Source organism: Ephemeroptericola cinctiostellae (assembly GCF_003339525.1).
In the GTDB taxonomy this organism is placed as follows: domain Bacteria; phylum Pseudomonadota; class Gammaproteobacteria; order Burkholderiales; family Burkholderiaceae; genus Hydromonas; species Hydromonas cinctiostellae.
The window spans coordinates 2,276,904-2,293,302 of sequence record NZ_CP031124.1; the positions used below are offsets into that span (position 1 = coordinate 2,276,904).

Here is a 16,399-nt window from a genome sequence, read left to right on the forward strand (position 1 = left end):
CCCGCGCAGGGGGAAATCCAGAGGAGCGCAAAGCGCACCCCACTTATAACAGCTCAAATCCATCAGCAAATATATGCATTTGAAGGGATGGCTGGACTCCACTACGCGGGAATAGCGGTATACCGACGGTTGCAAAACATCCAGCCACCAAAATGGAACACAGCCATTCATGCAAACGTATTTTACTTAACCATCCGCCATTTAAAAACACATTCAACGCATTTTAAAGATTATTTTCAAAAAATGCTTTTAAATCGCGAGCAGTCTCATGCGGCGCCTCAATCATCGGCACATGCCCGACCTGCTCATACACCACAACTTTTTGCGCATGAACATATTGCAACATCACATCCACTGCATCAACGCTAACGATGCAATCTTCTTTGCCCCAGAGAATCAACACAGGCGCTGTGATTTTAGGCAACACATCCACCAGCGGTTCTCGAAAATCATCAAAATCCTCGTTCGTGATCGCCTTTAACACATTGAAATACACCGCACGGTTAGGAATTTTTCTGGCAATCAACGCCTCACGCAAAAACCGAGGCGCCCTGACCTTCTTGTACGAAACCAACGCCTCCAAGCGATCCAAATCCTCAATCTTTTCAGCCACCAAAGCGCAACGCCCCGCCATCATGTCCACGCGCACCTGCTCACTGAACGCATTGTGTACGGGCATGCCCGCACTGTCAATGAACGTCACCGTCTGGGTCATCTCAGGGAACAACGCAGCGAAATACCCCGCAATCAAACCACCCATCGAATTGCCCACCACATGCACAGGCTGAACAATGCCCAATTGATTGAGCAACACACCCAACCGCCGCGCCTGCGCCGTCACCGCATAATCGCCCCCCAACGGCTTATCACTCGCCCCATGCCCCAGCAAATCCACGGCAATCACACGATAATCACGGGTCAACTTCGGCGCAACCATCAACCAATTCTCTTTATCACCCGTAAACCCATGCACAAACAAAACAACGGGCTGATCCGCCCGTTGATTGTCAAAATACGCCATCGTCTGTCCCTCAACCTGCGCGGTACAAACTAGCAAACGCGCCAACCGAGCTGCCAACGAAATCATACCCTCATACACTGCAATTTTTTGCTCAGTCCGTGCCATGCCAAACGCGCCGTACATGTATAGCAAACCTAACTTGAATGCAGATTTCATACCACCCTTTAAAAGTAACGCTTCACAGCCTAAGCCAACAACCCTGCAAACCAAGGCAAATCTCGAACCCCAATTAAATCGTCATCTGCAAGTAAATGCGCTTGTGTGGGCAAAGTATTCCGATCCTTACAATGAAGCAGCTTAACGCGACAGCCCTCAAAATTACCCAATAGTGCCTCACAACACGCCAAGTTATAAACATCATCCAAATTCAGCTGCTCTGCTTTTTCAAGAACATCTTTAGCTTTTAATAACAGGTGCTTTCGTCTGTCACCCGCATCCAAACCAGCCAATTTAAGCAACGCATTGCCCCAGTTGTTCCATGCTTTATGGCCGTCAGGTTTAATCTCAACCGCCTTGGCGTATTTTTCAAAACTGGCTTCAAACATGGCTTGGTCATGGGTTTCTTCTGCGAAGTCAGACAACGCATTGCCCCAGTTGCACCATGCTTCATGGTCGTCAGGTTTAATCTCAACCGCCTTGGCGTATTTCTCAAAACTGGCTTCAAACATCACTTTGTCATGGGTTTCTGCTGCCAAATTAGACAACGCAGTGCCCCAGTTATACCATGCTTCATGGTCATCAGGTTTAATCTCAACCGCCTTAGCGTATTTCGCAAAACTGGCTTCAAACATGGCTTGGTCATGGGTTTCTTTTGCGAAGCCAGACAACGCAGTGCCCCAGTTACCCCATGCTTCATGAAAGTCAGGTTTAATCTCAACCGCCTTGGCGTATTTCGCAAAACTGGCTTCAAACAAGGCTTCGTTATGCGTTTCGTTTGCCAACTGATGCAACGCAGTGCCCCAGTTGTACCATGCCTCATGATAGTCAGGCTTGATATCAACGGCCTTGGCGTATTTCTCAAAACTGGCTTCAAACAAGGCTTCGTTATGTGTTTCGTTTGCCAACTGATACAACGCATTGCCCCAGTTGTACCATGTCAGATGATCGTCAGGCCCGATATCAACGGCCTTGGCGTATTTCTCAAAACTGGCGCCATACAAGGCTTTGTCATGGGTTTCTTGTGCCAAGTCAAACAATGCATCACCCCAGCTGTGCCATGCCGCATGCTTATCAGGTTTAATGTCAACGGCCTTGGCGTATTTCTCAAAACTGGCGTCATACAAGGCTTTGTCATGGGTTTCTTTTGCTGAGTCAAGTAACGCACTACCAAACATTACGTAAGACCAATAAACGGCATTAACATCATCTTCATCTTTCGATGTTTCAAACTGGGCAATCACATCATGGTATTTGCCTTGAAGTAAAAGCCACTCTGAACTGATTGGTTGTACGTGCTTTTCATTTTCTTCATTGATTCGAATCAATAGTTCTTCTTTTGTTTCCTTTAATACATCACGGCCGTCTAGGATTTTCCGAGGATATGGAATAATTGACTCAAGCAAACTGTGCATGTGTTTATAAGGGCTATGAAGAATTTCAGGCGGGAAACAATTCAGCTCCTGAGCCAATGTGATCAAAAACTCATCGGCATCAGCATCACCAACATAATGAATTAAATTTGAATTTTTATTTACAAACTCAGACACGAATGCATTTGGCTCTGAATCATGTCCAACCCAGATGATTCGATTTTGCCCTGTGTATTTTTTTTGGATTTCAGTAAAAAAAGCATCCGCAGAACCACTATAGCCAATAAACAAACAATCACTGTGATTGAGCGTTGTTTGTATAAAACCACTCAATCGTTCAGCGGCTTGATTTTTAGTTTCATCCGCAGTGTTCAACAAGTGAAACCCATGACTTTGACCATGCAAATGCACAATAGCAGGCTCTACAATCAAATCATGAAATTTAGCATCAACGCTCGCCATGTCGTAGATGGCTGGATATAAGCCAAGTAAGCCGCATGACCTAGACAAAATAGGGTCTTAGGAAGCAAACGCATTAAAATATGCGCTAAGCTCTTGAGACCAAATGAAAAACAAGTACTTCAAACATTCAAAAATTAGCGAAGCGAAGTTTCGCCAAATTTTACGGTATTTTGCCCTTGATTTAACGGCAACGGAATGTGCTGCGTTAAGCGGCATATCCGTTCGTTCAATCAACACCATTTACCTCAAGATTCGTCGTCGTTTGGTGATTGTTTGTCTCCAAGGCTCACCACTCAAAGGAGAGTTGGAAGCCGACGAATCATATTTTGGTCCGCATCGTGTTCGAGGTAAACGCGGACGTGGTGCTTCAGGTAAAACCATCGTGTTTGGTTTACTCAAACGTGATGGCAATATCTACACTGAGATTGTGCCTGATGCTTCCAAAGCCAGCCTGCAAGCCATTATTCGTGGGAAAGCAGACATTAACAGCGTTATCCATACCGATGGTTGGCGCGGCTATAATGGCTTGGTGGACATCGGGTTTGATAAACACTTCCGGGTGAATCATGGTGCCGATGAGTTTGTAAATGGTTCTAATCATGTGAATGGGATAGAATCATTCTGGAGCTATGCTAAACGTCGTTTGGTTCAGTTTAACGGCGTTCCGAAAAACACATTTTTACTGCATTTGAAGGAAACTGAATTTAGGTTTAACCATCGCAAAAGCGACTTGTATAAAGTGCTTCTTAACATGCTGCGAGATGAGCCGTTATTGAATTCTGCTTCCTAAGACCCCAAAATATTATCAAAATTAAAGGTCAATACCCGGTTGACAAACCCTTCCTTCATTAAGTTGGCCAGTACAATATGCGCCCAATTAATCTTTGCGCCATCCACATAAGCTCGGATCAGCTCTCGACGTTCATCCTTGGTCAGGCAAGCCATATATTGGCCATAATCGTTACTGCCTATATTTATAGCAGTCATGGCCTGAGTGGGGTATTTTTGCTTTATTTCTTCAATCAGCTTTCCAGCCAAGGGAATACCTGCGCTTAAAGAACAACCAGCCCCCGTAAATATGACATAAGGCTTTCCCTTCTCTTTAGCATTTTTAATGTATGTTGCTATATGTGCAGGCGATAATTTCACCATTGAACCAGACATTGCCTCTCCCTAAACCTCGTCACAAAATAAAAAAGGTGGGCAAAGCCCACCCTACAAAATTACAACTTCGCAGTCACAAATCCCAGCACACCAGCCATCGCCGCTGGCAGTGCGGCCACGTCCGTGCCGCCTGCTTGCGCCATGTCAGGTCGTCCGCCGCCTTTGCCGCCGACTTGCTGGGCGACGAAGTTGACGACGTCGCCTGCTTTGATTTTACTCGTCAAATCTTTGGTGACGCCTGCGAGCAAGGTGACTTTATCGCTGGCGGTGGCGAGGACGATGACGGCGCTGCCAAGTTTGTCTTTCAAGCTGTCCATGGTGTTGCGCAGCATGTCGATGTCTGCGCCGTCGAGGGTGGCGGCGAGGACTTTGATGCCGTTCACGTCAATCGCTTGGGTGGCGAGGTCGCCCCCTTGTGCGGCGGCGATTTTGGCTTTGGCGGTGTTGAGTTCTTTTTCGAGTGATTTGATCTCGTTTTGGGTTTGGACGATGCGTTCAACCAGTTCTGCGGGGGCGGCTTTGAGCGCGTGTGCGGCTTGGCTCAATTGGGCGGCGAGTTGTTGCGTGTGGCGCATGGCGTTTAAACCTGTGACGGCTTCGATGCGGCGCACGCCTGCGGCCACGCCGCCTTCGCTGGTGATTTTGAACAAGCCAATGTCGCCTGTGGCGTGAACGTGCGTGCCGCCGCACAGTTCAACCGATGAGCCGATGGTGAGGACGCGTACTTCTTCGCCGTATTTTTCACCGAACAACATCATAGCGCCTGTTTCTTTGGCGTCGTCAAATCCCATGACTTGCGCTTTGGTGTCCGCATTGCCAAGCACTTCTTGGTTGACCAATGTTTCAATGCGCACGATGTCGTCTGCGCTCACGGGGGCGTTGTGTGCAAAGTCAAAACGGGTTTTGTCCGCGTCAACCAATGAACCTTTTTGCTGAACGTGTTCGCCAAGAACGGTGCGCAGGGCTTTATGCAACAGGTGAGTGGCAGAGTGGTTACGCACGGTGGCGGCGCGGCGTGCGCCGTCCACGCGGGCGGTGATTTGGTCGCCGACCGATAACGTACCCGCTTCTACTTGAACATGATGGCCGAACACGTCGGGCAAGACCTTGGTGGTGTCGGTGACGGTGGCGAGGAAGGCGCAATCGCTGCCTTCGCTCAACTGCCCTGCGTCGCCGACCTGACCACCCGATTCGGCGTAAAACGGCGTTTGATCGAGGATGACGATGCCGCTTTGACCTGCGGTGATGCTGTCCGCCGCAACGCCGTCGATGTAGATGCCTGTGACTTTCGCGCCGTCAATGGTTAAATGGCTGTAGCCTTGGAAGTCGGTTTTTGCACCATCGTAGCTGATGCTGGCGTTCATTTTAAATTTGCCTGCCGCGCGTGATGCGTCTTTTTGTGCGTTCATGGCGGTGTCAAAACCTGCTTCGTCAACCGTGAAGTCACGTTCGCGGCACACGTCGGCGGTCAAATCGAGTGGGAAACCAAAGGTGTCGTGCAATTTAAACGCGACATCGCCTGACAATGTACCGCCCGCTGGCAAAGCCGCGAGTTCGGCATCCAAAATGTCCATGCCATTGGCAATGGTTTCAAAGAAACGCTCTTCTTCAGTGTATAAGGTTTGTGTGACAATCGCCTCTTTCGCGGCGAGATCAGGGTATGCTGCGCCCATTTCTTTGACCAAGTCTTTAACCAGTTTTGAGAAAAATGGTTTGCGGCAGCCGAGTTTGTAGCCATGACGAATCGCACGACGGATGATGCGGCGCAACACATAGCCACGGCCTTCATTCGATGGAATCACACCATCCACGATGAGGAATGAGCATGCGCGAATGTGGTCGGCAATGACGTTGAGCGATGGATTTTTTAAATCAGTACAGCCTGTTTCGCGTGAAGCGGCTTTAATCAAGTTGGCAAATAAATCAATTTCGTAGTTGCTGTGAACGTGTTGCAAAATCGCGGCAAGGCGTTCCAAGCCCATGCCCGTGTCCACGCACGGCGCAGGCAATGGCTCGACAGAACCATCCGCCAACATGTTGAACTGCATGAACACGTTGTTCCAAATTTCGATGAAACGGTCACCGTCTTCTTCGGGTGAGCCTGGAGGGCCACCCCAGATGTGGTCGCCGTGATCGTAGAAAATTTCTGAGCATGGACCGCACGGGCCTGTGTCTGCCATCATCCAGAAGTTATCCGACATGTAACGTCCGCCTTTGTTGTCGCCGATGCGAATCACGCGCTCAGGCGGCAAGCCGATGTCTTTTGTCCAAATGTCGTAGGCTTCGTCGTCTTCCATGTACACGGTGGCGAGCAGTTTATCAGCGGGTAAGCCATACACGACGGTCAACAATTCCCACGCCCATTTCAAAGACTCACGTTTGAAATAATCGCCAAAGCTCCAGTTGCCCAGCATTTCAAAGAAGGTGTGATGACGTGCGGTGTAGCCGACATTTTCCAAATCATTGTGCTTGCCACCCGCGCGCAAGCATGCTTGCACGCTGGTTGCGCGGTTGTAGGGGCGTTTGTCTGTGCCGAGGAACACGTCTTTGAACTGCACCATGCCCGAGTTGGTGAACATCAATGTTGGGTCATTGCCCGGCACGAGCGGCGATGAGCGCACAATGGTGTGACCTTTTTGTTCAAAAAACTCTAAAAATTTGGAACGTATGTCTGCGACTTGCATAAAAATCCTAAAATCAATCAATGGTTGAAATGGCGACCCGCTGCGGGCACATGGCATGGCTTATATTCGCATTTTTAAAGGCAAAATCCAATGCGGCGATCAATTGAACATTATAATGGATAAAGCCCATTTTTAAGCAAAAACCATCCACACCACGATCACCTCATGCCTAAATTTCTACGCCAATGGCTGTACAAGTTGTTTTTATGGCCTGCATTTAAAGATTCCACCACCATGAGCCCAGAAACGCCCCTCACGCCCGACATCAAAGCCCTTACCCACCGAGTCAAACGACCGTTTGTGATGTTGCGCGTGCACGTCGGTGAACATGGACACGTCAAAGCGGTGACCGTGCGCATGAGCTGCGGCTCGCCCACAGTCGACCAAATGGCGGTCAAAGAAGTGCAAGGCAAAACATTCCCGACGCCACGGGTTGGGCACAAAGCCGTCGCGCAGTGGCACAACATGCGCTGGGAAGTGCCTGAGGCATTCAAATAAAATAAAAATGCGCCTTGATCGGCGCATTGTTTACATTTCAAACCACAAACCCCATCCTTGTCAGACGAGACCCAACGATTGCAATTTCGGGACAAAATAATCCCTTGCCAGCAACGCAAATCCTTTTGAAGTCGGATGAATTTCATCATACCAGTATTTGGATTGCCGCCCGCGCTCTGTGCATTCCAGCCGTGGCAAAGCCAATCGGGTGTCGATGACGTGCACATTGGCATTTGGCCGCCGTTCAATATCAGTCAACAAAGCATGAAAGCGATCCAGCAAATACACCACGATGGCTTTTTGCAAAGCACAATCAACAATGCCTTTATTGACCATATACGGATAAATCCACGGCCCAGCAACGCCCCACGCCAGTACTTTATGGGCAACATTCCTTGGCGTCAAATAAGAATAGGTGTGTATCAATATCGGCGTGTTGGGGTTTGCAGTCGAATCATCACGCAAAGCAATCACTGCGCTTAAACGCTCACCCATCAATGCGATGCAATCGCTCAAAGCCTCTTGATTGATGTAATCCTCAATCTGATCGCTGCTGGGATCGGTGTTTTTCAAAAAATACTGCATGCCCTCACCGATGATGTCATTGCCACCCGCACTGAGCAGGATCGCGTCCCAACGTTGGCCATCAATCACATCGTGTATGAGCCATTTTAATGTGGCCAATTGGGCGCCCTCAGCCACCTTGACCAAAGTATCACCAGGGGCGGCCACGCACAACACCGATGCATCAAGCATTTGATCCAGCTGCGCGGGAATGTGTCTCAAATCAGGGATTGAAAACCATGAGTCGCCCTCAAACAGCAATTTCGGCCGTGCGCCATGCATCGACAACTCATTGAAATACTTACGGGGATTGGTGTAATACGCCATGACAAACTCCCACAAAAAGGAGATGCTGAAAACACAAAGAAGGAGAGAACTCTGATGAGCACATTGGGGAAAGCGGCGACGACCTCAGCTGAAGGCTCAGTTGACCGTTCAGTTAAAACACAATTTAACCCAATCGGCTCCATTTAAGATTGAGGGCAATTGAGAGAACCCGCACACTCAAGAACCACCACCACACTCATTCTACGCCAACTGAAGCCCGTATGAATTAAAATAACAAAAGCCTCGCAATCCTGCGAGGCTTTTTGTCATATTTGGTAGGCCGTGCGTGATTCGAACACGCGACCAACGGATTAAAAGTCCGCTGCTCTACCAGCTGAGCTAACGACCCAAATAATTGGTACTGCTTTACTTCAAAACAAAAGCCCCGCGTCAGGCGAGGCCTTATCTAAATTTGGTAGGCCGTGCGTGATTCGAACACGCGACCAACGGATTAAAAGTCCGCTGCTCTACCAGCTGAGCTAACGACCCAAATCAGAAACGAGATTATAGACAGCCCACCGTTTTTTGTCAACCCTTACACGCGAAAACCCCGTTAATATTTTAATTGAAGCCAAAGGCTGTCACCTCTAACTGACACCTGCGCACGAAAAACCAGTAAAATACGACTCCTCAGCAGTGCTCGGCAGCAGCTTGGCGCTGTTCAAATTATTTCAATCATCACACTTAGTTAGGCCACCATGTCCCCCGAGATTCACGACGATTTATCCGCCCTGCGCACCCCGCCGCACTCCATTGAAGCCGAGCAATCCATCTTAGGTGGATTGATGCTGGACAACATGGCATGGGATAAGGTCAATGACATGATTCGCGAAGAGGCGTTCTATCGTTTCGATCACCGCTTGATTTTTAAAACCATCCACACATTGATTGAACAAGGTCATCCTGCTGATGTGGTGACGGTATTTGAGTCACTGCAAAATCAAGGCCGCTTGGATGATGTCGGTGGGATGTCGTATTTAAATGCTTTGGTCACGGGGGTGTCATCTGCGGCGCACATTCGTCGCTATGCTGAAATCGTGCATGACCGCGCCCTATTGCGCAAACTGGTCAGTGCGTCGGATAACATTGCTGAAGCGGCTTTCGCCCCGCAAGGCAAAGAAACCAAAGCCATCATCGACTTTGCAGAGCAATCCATTTTAGCCGTGGCCGAAGATGGGCGACGTGGTGGCGGTGCCGATTTTCATGAACTGCCTGTGGTGTTGACCGAGGTGCTCGATCAAATCAATGACTTGTATCACCGCGATCAAAAAGATGAAGTGACGGGTGTTTCAACGGGGTTCTACGACCTTGACCGCATGACCGCAGGTTTACAAAAAGGTGACCTGATCATTGTCGCGGGTCGCCCTTCGATGGGTAAAACCTCGTTTTCGATGAACATTGCGGAGCATGTGGCCATTGCCGAAGGCCTGCCTGTTGCCGTATTTTCGATGGAGATGGGTGCAAAACAGCTCGGTATGCGTATTTTAGGCTCCGTTGGCAAACTCAATCAAACCCGTTTGCGCACAGGACAACTGCTTGACGAAGATTGGGAACGTTTGACCGTTGCCATGGAAAAAATGCATGAAACGCAATTGTACATTGACGAAACGCCCGCATTGAACTCCCTTGATTTACGTGCTCGCGCACGTCGATTGGCGCGAACATGCGGCGGCCTTGGGCTGATCGTTGTCGATTATTTACAGCTCATGAGCGCATCACGCGCAGGCGATAACCGCGCCACGGAAATTTCTGAAATTTCACGCTCCCTCAAAGCCCTTGCACGTGAGCTGGAGTGCCCATTAATCGCCCTGTCACAGTTGAATCGTAGCGTCGAACAACGCCCAGACAAACGCCCGATGATGTCGGATTTGCGTGAATCGGGGGCGATCGAACAAGATGCAGACATCATCATGTTTGTGTATCGTGACGAAGTGTATAATAAAGAAGATCCCAATGTGAAAGGTCGTGCCGAAATCATCATTGGCAAACAGCGTAACGGCCCGATTGGCACCGTGAACCTGAGCTTCATCGGTGAATACACCAAGTTTGACAACGCAGCATATTCGGATGAATACCAGCCAAACTACTAACATCATTTCAGCATTGGCCCAAATGGTTTCATTGAGTAAAAGCCATGCCCCGATTGTGATTGCGCGTGGGTTTACCGCAAATTGTTGCGAATGCCCTCGTAAAGCCTCGATCTTATTTTTAGAAAAGCAGGCCTACTTTTAAAAATGCCATAGAAAGCTGCCCTTCGCCATGTCCGCATTCATCGTCCCAGTCATTGTCCTGCTGATTGCATCGGCATTCTACATTCACCACCGGCTTGTGCCTCCAACATGGCCACGGTGGAGGCGCTGGGCAGCCTTTATGGTGATCTTGGGCTTGGCCTTGTGCTTACCTGCCCAATTTTACCTGCGCTTTGCCATGCGTGAAACGGGCATTCATAACACCATCACTGTGGTGAATTATGGCTTTGGGTTTTATTCTTTATTGCTCACGTTCACGCTCGCTCAAGGGCTGTTTGGACACGCCGTTGGGTTCACACCTCAGCATAAGAAGCTTCCCAACGATCGCCGTCAGTTTTTACGCCAAACCTCGCGAATCGGCGTTTTGGGTGCAACAGCAGCCGTGTTCGGATACGCTGCTGAGCGTGCATTGGCCGAACCCACCGTGCAACGCATTCGATTGCCCATCACAGATCTACCTGCCGAGCTTGAAGGGTTGACCATCGCTCAAATTTCAGATGTGCACATCGGTCAACTTCAGGGCGAAGAGGCTTACATTCAAAAAATCATTGCCACGGTCAATGCCCTCAATGTTGACATCATGACAGTGACGGGCGATGTGGTGGACGGCTCCGTTGCTCGACTGGCTCACAGCGTGGAGCCCTTAAGAAACCTGAGGTCAAAATACGGGACTTATTTTGTCACAGGCAATCATGAATACTATTCAGGCGCACCCGCGTGGATCGACCATTTCAAAAATTTTGGCTGGCGTATTTTAGAAAATGAACACGATGTACTCACCATCGCCAACCATGCTGTTGTGGTTGCAGGCGTGCACGACCTCAAAGCCGAGCAACACATCATCGCCCACAGCTGCAACCCTAGTAAAGCACTGAGTGATGCCCCCACAGATGCCGCCTTTACCTTACTGCTCGCCCACCATCCAGGTACCGCAGAGTTGACCAATAACTTAAACATTGACCTCCAGCTGTCTGGGCACACCCATGCTGGACAATATTTCCCAGCCACTTGGGTGATACAGTACTTTCATAAATTTGCACGAGGTTTGAACAAAAACAATGCGGGCTGGGTGTATGTGAACTCAGGCACAGGCTATTGGGGCCCAGCTTTGCGCACCACTGACATTTCAGGTGAGATCACACTCATGACGCTCGCACGTGCCTAAATGAGGGCAAAAACACCACCCGAATCCATTTAAACACACCGTGCTCAGCAATAAACAACCAACGAATTAATAAATCAACGAATGAACGGCAAGATAAAGACGAAGTAAAAATTGCCCGCTCAACAGCCCAAAAAACAGCCACAAAAAAGCCAAGGCAACGCCTTGGCTTTTTTTAGTACAACTCATGTCGCCGCGATTAGATCGCTGGTGTCACCAACAACGTGATGTCAGCTGCCACGTCAGTGAACAAAGCCACTTGAACCGCGTATTCACCAATCGCTTTGATGTTGCCATCAACGATTTTGATTTGTGATTTAGACACTTCAAAGCCTTGAGTTTTCAATGCTTCAGCGATGTCAGAGTTGGTCACAGAACCAAACAAACGACCATCAACGCCCGCTTTAGAAGCGTGAGTCAATTGCAAGCCTGTCATTTTTTCTGCAACACCTTGTGCCGCAGCCAATTTACCAGCTTGAGCCGCTTCGAGCTCAGCACGGCGCGCTTCAAACTCAGCCATTGCAGTTGCCGTTGCGCGACGAGCTTTACCTTGTGGGATCAAGAAGTTACGTGCATAACCGTCTTTGACTTTAACCACTTCGCCGAGTTGACCGACGTTCAATACTTTTTCTAATAAAATGATTTGCATTTTCTATCCTTGTGTCGTCATTGAGCGATGAACCACCGCTCATGCACGATGTTCAAATTAATGGTTATCGCAGTAAGGCACCAAAGCCAAGAAACGTGCACGTTTGATGCAAGTGTTCAATTGACGTTGATAGATTGCGCGTGTACCAGTCAAACGTGCTGGGATGATTTTGCCATTTTCAGCGATAAAGTCTTTTAATGTATCAACATCTTTGTAGTCGATTTGATCAACTTTAGCCATAGTGAAACGGCAAACGCGTTTGCGTTTGAACAATGGGTTTTGTGCTGGACGGCGTTCTGGACGACCTGTTTTGCTACGTGGAGCTGCCATGATGCATTTCCTTTTCTAAATTCTTAACATTTAATCCGTTGTTGAGTCATGAAGAACATCAACAACGATGGGGGTCATGTGAGTCACATGCAATCTCAGCTTGAGGCTTTTGAGGCTTTTTCGATTTAAGAAACCTTGCACGCGGTAATGCAAACCAACATGCGCTGCATCCAAAACAGAGGCCACCTCACCCATCGCAACACCTGCCAACTCAAACTGCGTTTGTCGCTCAACACCGATTTCGGTTTGAGCGCCCGCATGGGCAAATACGGCTTCTACGACAGGCACGCCTGCTAAAGTGTTGCGCAATGTGTCTTTTTCTAGCAGACACACATCAAGAATCAAACGATTTGCAACAGCCGAAGCATGAGTACTCACATTAAAAACGGATTAAGCTGAAGCAGCAGGTGCCGCAGATTTGCGTGCTTCTTCTTTTTCTGCTGCTTTCATCATGATCGATGGCGCAACTTCTGCTTTGTCCATTTTCACTGTCAAATGGCGCAAAATTGCGTCATTGTAACGGAAAGCGTGCTCAAGCTCGTCCAAAGTGGCTTGGTTGCATTCGATGTTCCAGCACACATAATGTGCTTTAACGAGTTTTTGGATTGGGTAAGCCAATTGACGACGGCCCCAATCTTCAAAACGGTGTACTTTGCCTTCTTGGGCTTCGATTTGTGCTTTATAACGCTCAACCATCGCAGGCACTTGCTCGCTTTGGTCAGGATGCACGATCAATACGATTTCATAATGACGCATATTCACTCCTTGTGGATGAAAGCCGCCTCGCGCGTCTGTGCGAGTACAGCAAGAAATACAAAAAAGGTTAATGCAAATATAGCATTAACCTTGATTGCATAATATTTGGCGGAAGCGGAGGGATTCGAACCCTCGATACAGGTATAAGCCGTATGCATCCTTAGCAGGGATGTGCCTTCGACCACTCGGCCACGCTTCCTTTCTCAAACCCAATCACTTGGACTTGAGAGACCAACATTATAAATGCGCATTTACATTCACGTCAAGTGTTTACTTTAATTATTAAACGGAATATTCAAGTGAGCACGAAAAAAACAAAAGTTTGCCCAGTCTCTGCTTCATTGATGGTTGTTTCAATGCGCCCAACGGATCTTTTTCTAAATTGATCACACAGAAAACACGCTCGACTGAGGGGTCGATGCTTGTTTCAATGCACTGACCCAGCGTTTGGCTGGTAAGCCATACAACTCTTTAACAACGGCAGCTCGTTCATACAGATCAGCCCATTCAACACTCAATGCGGCTCCTTTGAATGCCAATGCGATGCGATTGCCCTCATGGATTTCAGGTAAAGCGATCACTCGCCCATCGAATGCGGTGTTGAGGTTTTTCATGTTTTTTTCAAAACTGGGGTGATCGCCAAATAAATTAACGGTCAACATGCCGGTGTCATTCAAAGCGTTGAAGCAGTCGCGATAAAAAGTTTCGCTGTCGCATACGGGGCCACGCGCAGTGGCATCGTACAAATCCACTTGCAACACATCAAATCCACCCTGCTGTTCGGCAACCCACACCGCTGCATCAGACTCAACGACCTGAATGCGCTCTTCGGCACTTGGCAATTTGAACATGGTATAGGCGGCATTGACCACATCTGAATTCAGCTCCACCACCGTGCTGTGGGTGTTTGGCATGTATTTCCAAATGAATTTGGTCAGTGAAGCGCACCCCATGCCAAGCTGGGCGACATGCTTTGGCTCTTCAAGAAACAAAATATACGCCATCATCATGCGGGCGTATTCAAGCTCGAGTTTAAAAGGTTTTCGCAAATTCATTGCACCCTGCACCCATGGGGTGCCAAAGTGCAGATAACGGACATCACCAATCTCCGAAAAGGAAATGGGTTCATTTTTATATTTGGTTTTTGGACTGTTTTTTGTGCTTTTCATAGTGACTCTCTATCGACCCAATTGACAACGGTCATGACGCATTCATTTTAAAGGACGTATAATAACGCATAATTTGAACCCCTAGATGAAACAAAGGAAACACATGTCAGTCACAACACAACACCATCCATTATTGATTTTAGGCTCAGGCCCTGCGGGTTATACAGCAGCGGTTTACGCCGCACGTGCAAATTTGAACCCTGTGCTCATCACGGGTTTGGAACAAGGCGGTCAGCTGATGACAACAACCGATGTCGAAAACTGGCCTGCGGATGCGGATGGTGTCCAGGGACCCGAATTGATGAGCCGTTTTCAAGCACATGCGGAACGTTTCAACACAAAAATGATTTACGACACGATCCACACCACTTATTTAACTGAAAAACCAATGCGTTTGGTCGGTGATGCGGGCGAATACACGTGCGATGCATTGATCATTGCGACAGGTGCTTCGGCGCAATACCTTGGCCTGCCATCAGAAGAAACATTTGCGGGTCGTGGCGTGTCGGCTTGCGCAACGTGTGATGGTTTCTTTTACCGTGGCAAACCGGTTGCGGTTGTGGGCGGTGGCAATACAGCAGTTGAAGAAGCATTGTATTTATCAAACATTGCCAGCCACGTGACGGTGGTTCACCGCCGTGATAAATTCCGTGCTGAGCCGATTTTGATTGATCGCTTGATGGCGAAAGCAGCTGAAGGCAAAGTGACAATTGAATGGAATCACACATTGGATGAAGCTTTGGGCGACGATACGGGTTTAACAGGTTTGCGTTTGAAAGATTTCAACAACGGTTCAACCAAAGAGATTACAGTGGACGGCGTGTTCATTGCGATTGGTCACAAGCCAAACACCGACATTTTTGCAGGTCAAATTGACATGGAAAATGGTTACATTAAGACCCAAAGCGGTTTGATCGGCAATGCAACAGCAACAAACATTGCGGGTGTATTTGCAGCGGGCGATGTACAAGATCACATTTATCGCCAAGCCATCACCAGCGCGGCAAGCGGCTGTATGGCCGCGTTGGATGCACAACGCTATTTAGAAGCGTTGCACGGATAATTTTGCACCACGGTGATGCCATCGTTATTTTATCTGACCCTACTTGAGTATAAGTAGGGTTTTACTTTTTTAGAGTGATGTATGAAAGCAAAGTCCTACGGCCTGGCCGATTTAACACAATTGCAAAAAGCATTGAAGCACGAAGCCAAAGCACGTGAAGTCGAGCAACTCGCTCAAAAAACTCAAGCAGCGGCGCAAAACCAAATGACGAACGAGTTTAAAATGGCGGTCAAGCAAGTCACTCCTTTAAAAAGCAAGAATCACTTTATTCACCCACCGCGTGATTTAAAACTCCCTGACATCAAGCCCGCCATGGTGACAAAAAAACCACATAAAGATAAATTGTCCGATGGGTTTGATGCACGCCATTTGCGCGATGATGAACTGGGCACATATGTGCGCAAGGGCATCCCAGAATCCTTATTGAAAAAATTACAAAAAGGCGATTGGCCGATTGACTTGCGCATGGATTTACACGGTAAAACCAGTGAAGAAGCACGCATTGCCACCAGTGCTTTTCTATACCGTGCGCAAAGCGAACAGGCGCGGGTGGTGTCGATCATTCACGGTCAAGGCTTTGGTTCTCAAACGGGTCATGCTGTGCTCAAGCAAAGTGTGCGCAATTGGTTGGTGCAAAATGACAGTGTGCTGGCGTTTTGCGCCGCTCCTGCTAACGCGGGCGGGCACGGCGCGGTATTGGTGTTAATGCACCGCACAGCAGATGCCATTCAACGCACTTAATCATGCAATCATTCAGGCTCACCAAAACTGC

16 protein-coding genes and 3 tRNA genes are annotated in these 16,399 nt (G+C 48.4%); 6 read left to right on the forward strand and 13 right to left on the reverse strand.

What is annotated here, in order from left to right:
* Positions 1-223 precede the first annotated feature (223 nt).
* The gene (locus tag DTO96_RS10275) at positions 224-1,177 is read right to left on the reverse strand and encodes an alpha/beta fold hydrolase (RefSeq protein ID WP_114563413.1); all 954 of its coding nucleotides are present in this window, start codon (positions 1,175-1,177) and stop codon (positions 224-226) included.
* Between the two features lie 29 nt (positions 1,178-1,206).
* Entirely contained in the window at positions 1,207-3,060 is a 1,854-nt protein-coding gene (locus tag DTO96_RS10280) for a tetratricopeptide repeat protein (protein WP_157964409.1), read from the reverse strand.
* A gap of 55 nt (positions 3,061-3,115) precedes the next feature.
* On the opposite strand from DTO96_RS10280, the gene DTO96_RS10285 reads away from it, so the two are divergent.
* Positions 3,116-3,802 carry an IS1595 family transposase gene (locus tag DTO96_RS10285; protein WP_114562080.1) on the forward strand — a complete coding sequence of 229 codons (687 nt, stop codon included), beginning with the start codon at positions 3,116-3,118 and terminating at the stop codon, positions 3,800-3,802.
* On the opposite strand, the gene DTO96_RS10290 is transcribed toward DTO96_RS10285, so the two are convergent.
* A complete protein-coding gene (locus tag DTO96_RS10290; protein WP_114563415.1) occupies positions 3,799-4,176 on the reverse strand; it encodes an SIR2 family protein in 378 nt (125 codons plus the stop codon). The two genes, DTO96_RS10285 and DTO96_RS10290, sit on opposite strands and share 4 nt — an antisense overlap.
* A gap of 59 nt (positions 4,177-4,235) precedes the next feature.
* Positions 4,236-6,860 carry an alanine--tRNA ligase gene (alaS, locus tag DTO96_RS10295; protein WP_114563416.1) on the reverse strand — a complete coding sequence of 875 codons (2,625 nt, stop codon included), beginning with the start codon at positions 6,858-6,860 and terminating at the stop codon, positions 4,236-4,238.
* Between the two features lie 165 nt (positions 6,861-7,025).
* On the opposite strand from alaS, the gene DTO96_RS10300 reads away from it, so the two are divergent.
* Positions 7,026-7,358, forward strand: coding sequence for an energy transducer TonB (locus DTO96_RS10300; RefSeq protein ID WP_114563417.1), 333 nt, complete (start codon positions 7,026-7,028; stop codon positions 7,356-7,358).
* Between the two features lie 60 nt (positions 7,359-7,418).
* Here the strand turns inward: DTO96_RS10300 and DTO96_RS10305 are convergent, their stop codons facing one another.
* From DTO96_RS10305 to DTO96_RS10315, 3 genes are all read right to left on the reverse strand, one after another.
* Positions 7,419-8,249 (reverse strand): SGNH/GDSL hydrolase family protein, encoded by an 831-nt coding sequence (locus DTO96_RS10305; RefSeq protein WP_157964410.1) that lies wholly within the window; start codon positions 8,247-8,249, stop codon positions 7,419-7,421.
* 273 nt (positions 8,250-8,522) lie between these two features.
* Positions 8,523-8,598, reverse strand: a tRNA-Lys gene (locus tag DTO96_RS10310).
* Between the two features lie 64 nt (positions 8,599-8,662).
* Positions 8,663-8,738, reverse strand: a tRNA-Lys gene (locus tag DTO96_RS10315).
* Between the two features lie 209 nt (positions 8,739-8,947).
* Here DTO96_RS10315 and dnaB point away from each other — a divergent pair.
* Both dnaB and DTO96_RS10325 read left to right on the forward strand, forming a co-directional pair.
* The gene (gene dnaB / locus DTO96_RS10320) at positions 8,948-10,339 is read left to right on the forward strand and encodes a replicative DNA helicase (protein ID WP_114563419.1); all 1,392 of its coding nucleotides are present in this window, start codon (positions 8,948-8,950) and stop codon (positions 10,337-10,339) included.
* A 280-nt stretch (positions 10,340-10,619) separates the two neighbouring features.
* Positions 10,620-11,663, forward strand: a complete 1,044-nt coding sequence (locus DTO96_RS10325; RefSeq protein ID WP_157964411.1) for a metallophosphoesterase — start codon at positions 10,620-10,622, stop codon at positions 11,661-11,663.
* A 196-nt stretch (positions 11,664-11,859) separates the two neighbouring features.
* Here the strand turns inward: DTO96_RS10325 and rplI are convergent, their stop codons facing one another.
* From rplI to DTO96_RS10355, 6 genes are all read right to left on the reverse strand, one after another.
* Positions 11,860-12,309, reverse strand: coding sequence for a 50S ribosomal protein L9 (gene rplI / locus DTO96_RS10330; protein WP_114563421.1), 450 nt, complete (start codon positions 12,307-12,309; stop codon positions 11,860-11,862).
* 57 nt (positions 12,310-12,366) lie between these two features.
* Positions 12,367-12,639 (reverse strand): 30S ribosomal protein S18, encoded by a 273-nt coding sequence (rpsR, locus tag DTO96_RS10335; protein WP_114563422.1) that lies wholly within the window; start codon positions 12,637-12,639, stop codon positions 12,367-12,369.
* Positions 12,640-12,669: 30 nt separating this feature from the next.
* Positions 12,670-13,017, reverse strand: a complete 348-nt coding sequence (gene priB, locus DTO96_RS10340) for a primosomal replication protein N (protein WP_114563423.1) — start codon at positions 13,015-13,017, stop codon at positions 12,670-12,672.
* Between the two features lie 12 nt (positions 13,018-13,029).
* The gene (gene rpsF, locus DTO96_RS10345; protein WP_114563424.1) at positions 13,030-13,395 is read right to left on the reverse strand and encodes a 30S ribosomal protein S6; all 366 of its coding nucleotides are present in this window, start codon (positions 13,393-13,395) and stop codon (positions 13,030-13,032) included.
* Between the two features lie 106 nt (positions 13,396-13,501).
* Positions 13,502-13,594 (reverse strand) — tRNA-Ser (locus DTO96_RS10350).
* Positions 13,595-13,781: 187 nt separating this feature from the next.
* The gene (locus DTO96_RS10355; protein WP_114563425.1) at positions 13,782-14,564 is read right to left on the reverse strand and encodes a spermine/spermidine synthase domain-containing protein; all 783 of its coding nucleotides are present in this window, start codon (positions 14,562-14,564) and stop codon (positions 13,782-13,784) included.
* A gap of 103 nt (positions 14,565-14,667) precedes the next feature.
* Between DTO96_RS10355 and trxB the strand changes: the two genes are divergently transcribed.
* A complete protein-coding gene (gene trxB / locus DTO96_RS10360; protein WP_114563426.1) occupies positions 14,668-15,627 on the forward strand; it encodes a thioredoxin-disulfide reductase in 960 nt (319 codons plus the stop codon).
* 81 nt (positions 15,628-15,708) lie between these two features.
* Positions 15,709-16,368, forward strand: coding sequence for a Smr/MutS family protein (locus DTO96_RS10365; RefSeq protein WP_114563427.1), 660 nt, complete (start codon positions 15,709-15,711; stop codon positions 16,366-16,368).
* Positions 16,369-16,399 lie beyond the last annotated feature (31 nt).

Coding starts and splice junctions, on each gene's coding strand:
- rpsR (WP_114563422.1), bottom strand. CDS start 12,639: ATGGCAGCTCCACGTAGCAAAACAGGTCGTCCAGAACGCCGTCCAGCA.
- rpsF (WP_114563424.1), bottom strand. CDS start 13,395: ATGCGTCATTATGAAATCGTATTGATCGTGCATCCTGACCAAAGCGAG.
- dnaB (WP_114563419.1), top strand. CDS start 8,948: ATGTCCCCCGAGATTCACGACGATTTATCCGCCCTGCGCACCCCGCCG.
- DTO96_RS10325 (WP_157964411.1), top strand. CDS start 10,620: ATGGTGATCTTGGGCTTGGCCTTGTGCTTACCTGCCCAATTTTACCTG.
- DTO96_RS10275 (WP_114563413.1), bottom strand. CDS start 1,177: ATGAAATCTGCATTCAAGTTAGGTTTGCTATACATGTACGGCGCGTTT.
- trxB (WP_114563426.1), top strand. CDS start 14,668: ATGTCAGTCACAACACAACACCATCCATTATTGATTTTAGGCTCAGGC.
- DTO96_RS10305 (WP_157964410.1), bottom strand. CDS start 8,249: ATGGCGTATTACACCAATCCCCGTAAGTATTTCAATGAGTTGTCGATG.
- DTO96_RS10290 (WP_114563415.1), bottom strand. CDS start 4,176: ATGTCTGGTTCAATGGTGAAATTATCGCCTGCACATATAGCAACATAC.
- DTO96_RS10285 (WP_114562080.1), top strand. CDS start 3,116: ATGAAAAACAAGTACTTCAAACATTCAAAAATTAGCGAAGCGAAGTTT.
- DTO96_RS10355 (WP_114563425.1), bottom strand. CDS start 14,564: ATGAAAAGCACAAAAAACAGTCCAAAAACCAAATATAAAAATGAACCC.
- DTO96_RS10300 (WP_114563417.1), top strand. CDS start 7,026: ATGCCTAAATTTCTACGCCAATGGCTGTACAAGTTGTTTTTATGGCCT.
- rplI (WP_114563421.1), bottom strand. CDS start 12,309: ATGCAAATCATTTTATTAGAAAAAGTATTGAACGTCGGTCAACTCGGC.
- alaS (WP_114563416.1), bottom strand. CDS start 6,860: ATGCAAGTCGCAGACATACGTTCCAAATTTTTAGAGTTTTTTGAACAA.
- DTO96_RS10365 (WP_114563427.1), top strand. CDS start 15,709: ATGAAAGCAAAGTCCTACGGCCTGGCCGATTTAACACAATTGCAAAAA.